The following is an 11,760-nucleotide window of genomic DNA, read 5'->3' as shown; positions in this document are numbered from 1 at the left end:
CGGATCTTTACGGTGACCTCGTCACAGACCCGCTTCTAAGTGAAGAATCACTTGTTTTATTACCCGGATCACCATGCGTCGATGCCGGTATTGATATTGGACAGGAGTATTTTGGACTGGCACCTGATATGGGATTTCTTGAATTCGATGGAACGAGTGTCGGAAATGGCGGAGAAATGGCTTCCAAGCTGTCTGCCAGTATCTTCCCAAACCCTGCCAACAGTGATGTTCGATTCACTGTAAGTGGGCTGCTGGGACCAACTAATGAACTTCATGTTCAACTCTTCTTGGTCAAGTTGTTTTCAGCGAAAGAATCATGACGCAATACCCATTTTCAAGGTGGCACAATAAGGCTTGCAGAAATGGGCATAGCGACGGGAAAGTACTTCGTTGTTTTTTCTGATGGCCGCGAAAAAGGTGTTGTTCCGCTCACTTATCTTAAGTAGGAGAAGAGATGGCAAACGTACGTCAAGTAACACACTGCATTCCATGGCGGCACCCGCTGCGGGTGCCCCTAACTCCGGGCGTCAAGACAAACTGATCTGAACCCGGCTTCGCCGTTCGCCGATACCGCACAAAGAGCGAAAAGCCCCGAATCAATTTGGTCCGGGGCTTTTTCTTGTGTGTTGTTCATCACGTGGGCGGCAGAAGCCCCCCTTGGTCCCCCAAATCCGCAGACGGACTTGGGGAAATGCAGACGGGCGGCACGCCTGCCGCCCCTACACCTGAAGCGCCACGCGCCAGCGGCAACGGGTCCAGCGTCCACGCCAACGGCAACGGGTCCAGCGTCTACGCTTGTGGCTTTCCTCTCTTATCCAATTTGGTTATATTAACTTGCTCGGGCCGCACCGGGCAAGATGGGGGCCTGACCCGGGTCAGGACCAAAACGAAAAAACAGGCAACTAAGTGCCTGTTTTTTAAGAGCCGCTGAACGGACTCGAACCGTTGACCTGCTGATTACGAATCAGCTGCTCTACCAACTGAGCTACAGCGGCTTGCAACCTTCGGGGGAAACCCAACTATACAGAATTCAGAGGCTTTTGTCAAGCGGCCCGGCCAGATTCTGGGCCCGGACTTTTTCGGGCAACCGACCCTCCGCGTCGCCCCGGCCCTGATCGGCTGCCTCCTGCGCTACCGATCGGCCCTTGTCCGCATCGTCGAGGTCGAGGCCTACACCGACGACGAAGCCTCCCACGGTTTCCGCCGCACCGCCCGCTCGGCCATCATGCACGACAGCTTCGGCCACGTCTATGTTTACCGCAGCTACGGCGTGCACGTTTGTCTCAATTTCACGACCGACCGCAAACGTTGTGGTGCCGTGTTGATCCGCGCAGCCGAACCCCTCGAAGGCCTCGGCCCCATGCGCAAACGCCGCGGCGATGTAGCGACTCACAAACTCCTTAGCGGCCCCGGCAACCTCACGCGCGCACTGGGCCTCACGCTGGAACTGAATGAAGAAATGATCGGTGCCAAACTTGAGGTCATCGCCGACGCACCCTGCGCCATCGTCTGCACCACCCGCATCGGTATCAGCAAAGCCAAAGACCACCCTTGGCGTTTCTTTGATCCGAACAGCGGAAGCGTCAGCGGCACAAAAGCGCTAAACGCGACTGCGCAGCCTTACTCTTTGACCGGCAGCTCAAAAATATCCGAGTAATCCGGCTTCCTGGGCATATTCTCCGGCGGTACCGGCGGAATCTCCGGAGGCGCAAGCGCCTCGAGTTTATCCAGCGGAATGTAGTAGCTCTTTAGACCTTCGGTGCAGTTGCGGCACATTTCTTCAACACGGCCGTATTTGATCAACTGCGTGCGAAACGCGTTGTATTTTTCGCCGTGCCAGATGTCGCGAAAGTCCTGTGTCAGCGCATTGCCCATCAGGAACTGCTCGTCCTTGTCGAAACAGCACGGTACCACATTACCGTTCCAATCAATCATCGTCGAGTACCACAGCCGCTTGCACGATTGATAGCGCCGCTTGGTGTCCCACTTTTCGCCGACCCGTTGGTAGCGTCGCAATTCTTCCGCATCCGGCAAGTAATCTGCCGCCTGCTCATCGGTGTAAATCTGCGTGGTCTTGATTTCCACCGAATCCGCGCCCCATTCTTTGGCTTTCGCGCGCAAATAGGGAATTTCGTGCTGGTTGTGCTTCATCGGCAGCCACTGCATCACAAGTCGCGGATATTTCAAACCGCGCTCATCGCGCAACCGCCGAGTCGCCTTCAAATTCTCGATGACCACTTCAAGATTGCCGCCGATGCGGTAGATCTTGTAGCTGTCCGGCGTCAGTCCGTCTATCGAGAAAATCAATTCCGAGAGTCCGGCATCAAGCAAGCGCGGAATCAGATCGCGCCGATGCAACAGATTGCCATTCGTCGAGACCATCGAAAAAATCCCGCGCGCGCTGGCCATGCCGATCATGTTCGGCAGATCATCATTGATGGTCGGCTCGCCTTGATTCCACAACGCGATGACTTTGACATACCGGCCGACATTGTTCAGTATGCGGCGGTAGTTCTCTAAACTCATCGTCCCCAAGTCACGTGTCAATTCGCGCGCGCCGATAGGGCAGAGGGGACACTGCAAGTTGCAGCGGCTGATCGGCTCAATCATGATACTGATCGGCCAGCCCCACACCAGCGGTCGCTTGACGACGTGCGACAGCGCATAGCCCGCCGTCAGTATCGTAAGATTCGCAAGATAGGTTGGACTAAGAGATAATCCGCGCGGCAGCACGTGACCTCGGGGTTGTGTGATCTTCGTTCGCCAATGTAACGGCTTTTCCGCAGACTTGCAACGGTGTCGTCCAAGTCTCGATGTTATTGACTTTTTTTAGCAGGTACCCGCCCATGATTCGCCGCCTTGTACTGCTGCTTGCCATCGCAGGCGCCGCATGGTTCGTATTGACTCCTGAGGAGTCTGCTTTCCCGCGTAAGGGTGCTCCGGGCCCGTTTCCGTCTGAGTGGTTCATGCAGCAGCGTATGTGGCCGCATGCGACGCTCGATCATGACCGCATTATGGCGGGCGCGCGCGGCCGCAGCCATGCGCAATCGCGCACTTGACGAAGATCCATTCTGGGTGCAACACGGTCCGACGAACATCGGCGGCCGTATCACGGACATCGTGGGCCATCCGACGGACGACAACATCTATTATGTGGCTTCGGCATCCGGCGGTGTCTTCAAGACAACGGACGCCGGGCAGACCTTTGTCTCTGTCAGCGATGCGCTGCCGACGCCGTCGTGCGGTGCCTTGGCGATTGATCCCGGCAATCCGAATCGCATCTACCTGGGTTCGGGTGAAGCAAATTCCGCCGGATACAGCTATCCCGGCTCCGGGCTCTACGTCTCCGCGGACGCGGGTTCGTCGTGGCAATTAAGCGGCCTGGCGAATACGCGCTACATCGCGCGTGTCGTAGTGCATCCGGAGAATCCGCAGCACGTTTGGGTCGCGGCCATGGGCGAGCTTTTTGCGCCGGGCGGTGATCGCGGGATCTATTTCAGCGATGACGCCGGCGCGACATGGTCGCAAGTGCTTACCGTCAACGATTCGACGGGCGCCTCAGATGTTGTTGTCCATCCGGAAAACCCGGATATCGTCTACGCGGCGATGTGGCAGCGCGTGCGCGGACCCGAGGAGCGGCGAGCTGGCGGGCGCGGCAGCGGCATTTATAAATCCACAAATCGCGGTGCAACATGGACGCGCCTATCGGTAGGGTTGCCGCCTGTAGGCGATGACGTTGGGCGCATCGGGCTGGCGATCAGTTCCTCTAATCCCAGTGTGCTCTATGCCTGCTACGCCGATCACCCGGGCTTCTTCCTTGGCGTTTACCGTTCCGATGATGCCGGTGAGAGCTGGGTACGGACCAACGACGAGAGTTTGACGGACGCCTATTCGAATTTTGGCTGGTATTTTGGCAATATCCGCGTACGGCCCGACGACGAGGACATGGTTTTTGTGCTGGGCGTCACAGCTCATCGCTCCACAAACGGCGGCGCAAGTTGGGAGGAAATTGCGGGCAACGTCCATGTTGATCATCACGCGCTTTGGTTCGATCCGCAGCAGCCGTTCCGATTTCTGCTGGGAAATGACGGCGGCTTGTACCGGACGCTGGATAACGGGAATGATTTTGTAGATCTTAATAATTTCCCGGCGATCCAATTCTACGCGGCAACTTATGACGCGCAGCAACCGCAGCGACTATACGGAGGAACGCAGGATAACGGCACCTTGCGCTCATTGACGGGCGACCCGCACGAATTCGACCGAATTTACGGCGGCGACGGCTTCTACACGCTCGTTGATCCGAATAACAATAGTTACGTTTATGCCGAATATCAATATGGTGGGCTGGGGCGCAGCACGAACGGCGGCGACGAGTTTCAATGGGCCTTGAATGGCATTGATGATGAAGAGCGTCGCAATTGGTCCACGCCGGTCGTTTTTGACCTCAACAACACGACGACCTTGTACTATGGCGCCGAACGCGTCTACCGCACAACGAACCGCGCCGTAGGCTGGACGGCAATTTCGCCGGACTTAACAGACGGTGGAGGATCGGGCAATCTGGTGTTTGGCACGATCACAACCATTGCTGTGTCGCCGGCAAATTCGCAAGTGATTTACGCCGGCACGGACGACGCCAATCTGTGGGTCACGAGCAACGGTGGAACGACCTGGCAGCGACGCGACGCGGGGCTGCCGCAGCGTTGGATCACCCGCGTGACGCCGCATCCGACAAATGTGAACGAGGCGCTGGTGACCGTGTCCGGCTATCGCGAATTGGATCAACAGGCCCATCTTTATCGCACGTCCGACCGTGGCCTCACTTGGTCTGAAGTCGGCAGCACATTGCCTGATGTTCCGTTGAACGATGTTCTATATGATTCGCGGTCCGACAACATTATATATGTTGCCTCGGATTTCGGCATGTTTTGGAGCGCTGACGCAGGGGCGACGTGGGCTGCGCTGGGCCGCGGACTGCCGCCGGTTCCGACTCTTGACATCGTACTCGATCCAGTTCAGCACCGACTCATCGCGGCGACTTACGGCCGTTCATTTCTAACGCTGCCGCTGGATTCACTGGACGCCAATCATCGTCCGCAAATCGTAAGCGTGACGCCGTCGGCGCCGAATGACACCGTGCAGACCTTGGAGGGCACGACGGTGCAGTTTGCGGTCATCGCAAGCGACCTCGACGAAGATGCGCTTAGCTACTCATGGAGCGTGGACGGCGAGCAATTCGCCACGACAACTGAAGCCGCATATCATTTCGCCGTGGTCGGCGACTTTCAAGTGAGCATTGAAGTCAGCGACGGTCTGTTGTCGGTACGTGATAGTATGATCGTTCACGTAGATTCGTCTCTGGCCGCATCATCCGCCGAGCTGCCGCAGGACTTCACGCTGCGGGCCTTCCCAAATCCGTTTAACAGCCAAGTCCAGCTCGAATATGCACTCCCTGCGCCGGGCGACCTTAGGATCGAAGTATTCTCCGTGGACGGCCGACTGGCGGCGGAAGTACTCGTCGGGCGCATGTCCGCCGGAACACACACATTGAATTGGTCGCCGAGTAACTTAGCATCGGGCACTTACATCGCCCGGATGCAGACGGCGGCAACGACCCGACACCTGAAACTCCTCTATCTAAAATGACAAGACTTGCCATTGGATGTTCGTTCGTTATCCTGTTTTGTGTGATGGGTGCGCGTGCTCAGGACACGTTGCGTTTCATGACATACAACATTCTGAATTTCTCGAATTCGAGCACGGATCGAATTGACGAGTTAAGGATCGTGTTAAGCACAGCTGATCTTGATTTGGTCGTGATGCAGGAGGTCATTGACCAGGGTGCGGTGAACAACATTCTCAATCAGATATTGCAGCCGATGGACCCGGACTGGCAGGCGGCCTCATTTGTCAACGGGCCGGATACGGACAACGCTTGTTTCTATCTCTCATCGCGATTGACGCTTGTGGCGCAGCGGCAAATCGCGACTCAGCTGCGCGACTTCACGGAGTACGAGTTCAGTTCGGCCGCTCTCGGGGCGGAGCATTTTTTCATGTACTCGGGGCACCTGAAGGCAAGCACCGGATCGGACAACGAGCAGCGGAGGCTTGAAGAATGTCAGGTTTTGCGGGGCGAGCTGAACGAGCATCCGGCGGGCACGTTGTTTATGATGTGCGGTGATTTCAATTTGTACAGTTCATTTGAGCCGGCGTATCAGCATCTGCTGAGTCTCGGCGACAATCCGAACGGTCGGCTGTTGGATCCAATCAACCGTCCGGGCCAATGGAACAACGGCGTCTCGTTCGCCGAAATCCATACGCAATCGCCGCGCACGGCGTCGTTCGGCGGCGGTGCAACCGGTGGCATGGATGATCGCTTTGATTTCATATTATCCTCCGCGGCGTGGATGGATACGGCCGGTGCCTACGTGATTCCGGCCACGTATCATACGTACGGCAACGATGGGTTGCACTTCAATCAGGCCGTGAACGACGGTACAAATCAAGCGGTGCCGGACAGCGTCGCCGACGCACTGCACGGCTGCGCGGATCATCTGCCCGTGATTGTGGACGTTGTGCTCCGCGGCAGCGGAACTCCGGTAGCGCCGTTGCCGCCGGTGGTAACGTCTCTGAACGTTATGCACGCCTATCCGAATCCGTTTAACGGTCAAATTAATCTCGACATTACGGGTTCACCGCTTGCCGGTCAGGTGTATGTTTATGACCTATTGGGCCGACAGGTGCAAGCGCACGCCGTCGCGCCGAGTGTTGGTGCGCAGCTCCTCAGTTTGAATTTCGCCGGACGTGCATCCGGATCATATTATGTCGTTCTTCAGCGTGACGGCCTTAGCGTGCCGTTGCGTGTCATTTTGCAGAGATAACATTGTCCCATCCAGTTGTAGCCATCGTCGGCCGCCCGAACGTCGGGAAGTCCACGATCTTTAATCGCATGACGCGCAGCAATCGCGCGATCACGGCCCCGGAACCCGGAGTGACGCGTGACCGTCACGTGGGTATTGCCGAATTTGTCGGTCATGAATTTCTCGTGATGGACACGGGCGGCTGGGTGCCGCGCTCGGAAGAGTTGTTTGACGCGGCAATACGCGAGCAGGTCGAATTTGCGCTTGAGGAGTGCGATGTCGTGCTCTATGTGGGCGACGCGCAGACGGGTCCGACGGACATAGACGTCGAGATTGCGCAAATGCTCAATCGTTCCACCCGTCCGGTGCTGATCACCGTGAATAAAACGGACAACGCGAACATGGAGATTGAGGTGCCGCAGTTCTACAGGCTTGGCCTGGGCGATCCGCATCCGATTAGCGCGGTGCAGGGGTATGGATTCGCCGAGCTGTTGGAGCACATCGTAGCTGCGCTTCCCGAGAAGGGAAGCAAGACGATTGAACGCCCCCGGCCGCTCATTGCGGTGTTGGGTCGTCCGAATACCGGCAAGTCGTCGCTGGTGAACGCGCTGCTGGGCGAAGACCGCCATATCGTGACGGACGTTCCGGGCACGACACGCGATTCGATTGACAGCGTTGTGCGGTACTACAAGCAGCCGTTAACGCTGATTGACACGGCGGGCCTCCGACGCAAGACGCGCGTAAAAGAGGCGCTCGAATTTTATACCACGGTGCGCACTCAGAAAGCGCTCAAGGATTGCGATGTCGCGGTGATCCTGATCGAAGCGCAGGAAGGTTTGCTGGCGCAGGATGTGAAGATCATTCAGGAGGCCGTCACCTATGGCAAGGGCGTTGTCGTCTGTCTCAATAAATGGGATTTGATGGACAAGGACGAGCGCACGGCCGGACTGATCGAAGATGAGATAAACGAGCGCTTGTCGAACTTGAGCTATTTAGAGAAACTGTTCATCTCGGCGAAGGACGGCCAGCGTGTGCATCGCGTGCTGGAAATCGCGTTGCGCGTGCACGAAGAGCGGCAGAAACGTATTTCGACGGGCGAGCTGAATCGTTTTCTGGCGACGGTCATGGAGCGCCAGCCGCCACCGTCCATCAAGGGCCGCGACTTACGCCTGACCTACATGACTCAAGCTGAGTCCGAGCCGCCGACGTTCATTCTGTTTGCGCGTTGGGCTGCTCTGATTCCTGACAACTATCAGCTCTTTCTCGAGCGTCGGATTCGCGAGCAATACGGTTTCAAAGGCGTGCCCATTCGGCTGTTCTTCCGCGGCAAGCGTGCATGAGACCGGCGTCGGCGCAGGTAGTCATTCCCGGAGTCGAGGGCGAGTACTCATATCTTGTGCCGCGGGAATTGTCGGGACTTGTTGAGCTCGGCGCCCGTGTGCTCGTGCCGTTTCGCTCGCGGCGGGTAACGGGTTTTGTGATTGCCGCGCACGAACGGCCTGCCGCTGAGGCTACGCGCTCGATTGAGAGATTGCTGGATGACTCGCCAGCCTTTTCGAGTGAGATGCTCGAGTTCACGCGCTGGATCGCGGATTACTACTTGTGCACTTGGGGCGATGCTTTGCGGACCGCGCTGCCCGCCGGGCTGGACGCCGAAGATCAGTTCCGTTTCAGCTTGACCGACAAGTATCACGACCAGCTTGCGTTGGGATCCGAGGCCTATCCGGTCGAGATCGCGCAACTGCTCGATGCGTTGGAAGAATCGCCACTAACGGCCCGGCAGGTCCAGTCGCGCTTCGGGATTGACCCCGATGGAGCAGAGATTAAGGCGCTGAAACAGACCGGCCAGATCGAATACACTCCGTTCCTGCGCGGTCCGCGCACGGGAGAATTGGTCGAGATTATTCTCGAATTGACGGAGACGGCTCGCCGCGCCCTTTCGGACGAGACGCTGTTCACACATGTCACGACGCGCAGCGCGCAGCGGTTGGTGCGCGAACTCAGGGACGCTCCGCCGGAAGGATTGCCGCGCCGCCACGTGATGCGGGGCGCCAGCAAGCAGCGGCGGCAAGCGTTGCAGGATTTGCTTGGCCAAGACATCATCCGCGAACGAAAAGAAGTGCTCTCGCGCTGGCGGCCGGACAGTTTGCCCGTATTGGCAGCCGAGTCCGGACGCCCCTCTGACGGGCGCCCAAGCGCTGGCATTGGCGGCGATTGCCGCCGCGCTCGACGAGGGAAAATACACGGGCTTCCTATTGCACGGCGTCACGGGATCGGGCAAGACGCGCGTATATATCGAAGCGATTCAACGGACGCTGGATCATGGCCGGACGGCGCTTGTGCTCGTTCCGGAAATTGCCTTGACTCCCGTCCTGTGGGGCCGCTTCCGCGCGGTGTTCGGTGATCTCGTGGCGATTCAACACAGCGCGCAACCGATGGCCGTGCGTTACGACCTGTGGCGCGGCATCGCGCGAGGTGAGTATCGCATTGTGATCGGAGCGCGCTCGGCGGTCTTCGCGCCGTTGCCGAAACTGGGTTTGGTGGTCGTGGACGAAGAGCATGAGGCGAGCTACAAACAGACCGAGGGGGTACCGCGCTATTCGGCACGGGACGCCGCGCTCTATCGAGCGGTACAGTCCGGCGCTGTGGCAATCTTGGGCAGCGCCACGCCATCGCTCGAAAGTCTGTTTGCCGTTGAAAACAAGCGGCTCGGCCTGTTGACGTTACCGGAACGGGTCAGTGGCGCGACATTGCCGCAAATTGAATTGACGCCGCCGGATGAGCCCGTGGAGGAGATTGAGTCCGGTTCGGTCGGTCAACCTCAGGCGGACGATCAGCCGAAGCCGGAAGCCGTCGCGCCAGCCGAATTGCACACGCTGTCCAAGCGAGTCTACTCGGCAATCGAGGAGACGCTGGAGCGCGGGAAACAGGTCGTGGTTCTGCAAAACCGCCGGGGCTTCGCTCCGTTTTTGATCTGTCGGCATTGCGGTAAGCTGTTTGAATGCCCAAATTGTACTGTATCTTTGACCTACCATCGTCCGGGCCGGATTTTGCGGTGTCACTACTGCCACCACCGGGACGATGCGCCTGACTTGTGCCCATCATGCGGCTCGGCGGACATCAATTTGTGCGGCAGCGGCACGCAACGTATCGCCGATGAGCTTGCCGACCGCTTTCCGGACGCGAGGATTGCGCGGATGGACTCTGATGCGATGGCACGCGCCGGTGCTCATGGCGAGCTGATGAGTTCGTTTGCTAGTAGAAAGTTGGATATCCTGGTTGGCACGCAGATGATTGCCAAAGGCCTCGATTTTCCGAACGTCGAGTTGGCTGTGGTTGCCGATGCGGACACGGAGCTCTTCTACCCCGATTTTCGCGCTAGTGAGCGCGGGGCCAGTTTACTTGTGCAGATTTCCGGCCGGGCCGGCCGGGCATCCGCAACCGGCCGCGTGATTATGCAGACGCGTGCGGCGGAACACCCGGCGCTCACCGTCGCGGTGCGCGGCGATTGGTTGAGATTTGCCTCAGACGAAATGGTCCACCGGCGCTCCGGCGGTTTTCCGCCCTATAGCCGACTTGTGCTGGTGCGCGGGATCGCGACGGATGAAGGTGTGCTGGCGCGGGCCATGCTCTACTGCAAGAAACAGCTTGCTACCCAGCCGCAGATTGAACTGCTGGGTCCATCTCCCTGCGCTGTGGCCAAGATTCGGAACCGGATTCGGTACCAGCTTCTGGCGCGAACGGCGCGTACCACCGATCCAACAGGAGTGACCCTGCGGGGGGCGGTCAAGCGCTTGTTTGCTGATCAGCGAAACTCTGAGGAGCTCAAGCGCGTGCAATGGGAAATAGATGTTGATCCGGCTGCTACTGCTTAGCCTGCTCTGGGTAGGCTTGGCGTCGCCGACTTGGGCTGCCCGCGAATCCGACTACCTGACGCGGGACTACGGGCGGTTTGCCGTGACGTACTGTCCGGAAGATTCGGCGCTGTGCGATCCGCTGATGGAGTCGGTCAGCCGCAGGCTTCCGGTCGCGGCAGCGCGATTGCAGTTGCGGTTGCCGGACGAGGCGCGCATCGTCATAACTCCGAGTGCCGCCGAATGGGCCCGGGTCACGGCCGGAAGTCCGCTGTGGGCGAACGGCGTCGCCTACCCGTCTCGGGGTGTCGCGATTCTGAAATCGCCGCGGTTCAATCCGAACGGTGGGCCGCTGGCTGAGACTGCGATTCATGAGGCCGTTCACCTGCTGCTCGATGCGGGTGCACCGGCCAGCGTCATACCACGTTGGCTGGACGAGGGCTTGGCGCAGTTCCTTGCCGGACAGCAGGAGTACATGGATGTCCATGTGCTGTCTCGGGCCGCGGCGTCGGGCAGGCTCCTGACGTTCTGGGACATTGAAGGCCTGATGGGGATGAACGCGCTGGATGCCAAACAGGGCTACGCCCAGTCGCTGGCGGCAGTAGAAGACCTGTTTCGCCGTTACGGCGACTCGGGTCTTGCGAACCTAGTGCACGAGCTGCGGCAGGGGAAACCGATAGATGTCGCGTTCCCGCGCGTGTTCGGAACACAATATGGCGTGTTTGAGCGCGAATATCGCGCGATGCTTGCGGACCATTATGGCGGATCGTGGTGGTCGGACAGCGAGTTGTGGGTCTCGCTTTTCTTTGTTATTCTGGTACTCACCGCGGGTATGGTCGCCTATTTGAAGCGGCGGACAACCCTGGCAAAATGGCGTGCGGAGTATCTACCGCCTGAGCCGACGTTGCCTCGCGATGTTCCATACACGGTGAACTACACTCTTGTGCGGTCGCAGCAGGCTGAGGCCGGTGAGTCTTCTGATGAGACAGGCGCGAGCGATGAAGGTGCTCGCCATGACCGGCCCATGCCGGGAAACTAAGCGT

Annotated in this window: 9 protein-coding genes and 1 tRNA gene; 8 read left to right on the top strand and 2 right to left on the bottom strand. The window is 58.6% G+C overall.

What is annotated here, in order from left to right:
* Positions 1-320: hypothetical protein (locus IPH10_04525; GenBank protein ID MBK6910181.1), on the top strand; the 320-nt coding region annotated here is incomplete at its 5' end.
* Positions 321-922: 602 nt separating this feature from the next.
* On the opposite strand, the gene IPH10_04520 is transcribed toward IPH10_04525, so the two are convergent.
* A tRNA-Thr gene (locus IPH10_04520) sits at positions 923-995 on the bottom strand.
* A gap of 26 nt (positions 996-1,021) precedes the next feature.
* Between IPH10_04520 and IPH10_04515 the strand changes: the two genes are divergently transcribed.
* A complete protein-coding gene (locus IPH10_04515) occupies positions 1,022-1,657 on the top strand; it encodes a DNA-3-methyladenine glycosylase (GenBank protein MBK6910180.1) in 636 nt (211 codons plus the stop codon).
* Here the strand turns inward: IPH10_04515 and IPH10_04510 are convergent.
* The gene (locus tag IPH10_04510; GenBank protein ID MBK6910179.1) at positions 1,621-2,733 is read right to left on the bottom strand and encodes an SPASM domain-containing protein; all 1,113 of its coding nucleotides are present in this window, start codon (positions 2,731-2,733) and stop codon (positions 1,621-1,623) included. The two genes, IPH10_04515 and IPH10_04510, sit on opposite strands and share 37 nt — an antisense overlap.
* 113 nt (positions 2,734-2,846) lie before the next feature.
* Between IPH10_04510 and IPH10_04505 the strand changes: the two genes are divergently transcribed.
* The 6 genes from IPH10_04505 to IPH10_04480 all read left to right on the top strand — a co-directional run bounded on the left by IPH10_04505 (position 2,847) and on the right by IPH10_04480 (position 11,756).
* A complete protein-coding gene (locus IPH10_04505) occupies positions 2,847-3,059 on the top strand; it encodes a hypothetical protein (protein ID MBK6910178.1) in 213 nt (70 codons plus the stop codon).
* Positions 3,040-5,649: a T9SS type A sorting domain-containing protein gene (locus IPH10_04500; protein ID MBK6910177.1), complete on the top strand. Its 2,610-nt coding sequence runs from the start codon at positions 3,040-3,042 to the stop codon at positions 5,647-5,649. The genes IPH10_04505 and IPH10_04500 overlap by 20 nt, the downstream gene beginning before the upstream one ends.
* A gap of 77 nt (positions 5,650-5,726) precedes the next feature.
* Positions 5,727-6,884, top strand: coding sequence for a T9SS type A sorting domain-containing protein (locus tag IPH10_04495; protein ID MBK6910176.1), 1,158 nt, complete (start codon positions 5,727-5,729; stop codon positions 6,882-6,884).
* Positions 6,885-6,886: 2 nt separating this feature from the next.
* Positions 6,887-8,203, top strand: coding sequence for a ribosome biogenesis GTPase Der (der, locus tag IPH10_04490; protein MBK6910175.1), 1,317 nt, complete (start codon positions 6,887-6,889; stop codon positions 8,201-8,203).
* Positions 8,204-9,067: 864 nt separating this feature from the next.
* Positions 9,068-10,738, top strand: a complete 1,671-nt coding sequence (gene priA, locus IPH10_04485; protein ID MBK6910174.1) for a primosomal protein N' — start codon at positions 9,068-9,070, stop codon at positions 10,736-10,738.
* Positions 10,716-11,756, top strand: a complete 1,041-nt coding sequence (locus IPH10_04480; protein MBK6910173.1) for a hypothetical protein — start codon at positions 10,716-10,718, stop codon at positions 11,754-11,756. The genes priA and IPH10_04480 overlap by 23 nt, the downstream gene beginning before the upstream one ends.
* The last annotated feature ends 4 nt before the right edge of the window (positions 11,757-11,760 follow it).

The sequence above is a fragment of the bacterium genome (assembly GCA_016702305.1).
Classification (GTDB): domain Bacteria; phylum Electryoneota; class RPQS01; order RPQS01; family RPQS01; genus JABWCQ01.
Note: the sequence above shows the minus strand (reverse complement) of the source record. Positions and strands in the feature narration are given on the sequence as shown.

Excerpts from the sequence above, each read along its gene's own strand:
- IPH10_04505 (MBK6910178.1), top strand. The coding sequence starts at position 2,847 with ATGATTCGCCGCCTTGTACTGCTGCTTGCCATCGCAGGCGCCGCATGG.
- IPH10_04500 (MBK6910177.1), top strand. The coding sequence starts at position 3,040 with ATGCGCAATCGCGCACTTGACGAAGATCCATTCTGGGTGCAACACGGT.
- IPH10_04495 (MBK6910176.1), top strand. The coding sequence starts at position 5,727 with ATGACATACAACATTCTGAATTTCTCGAATTCGAGCACGGATCGAATT.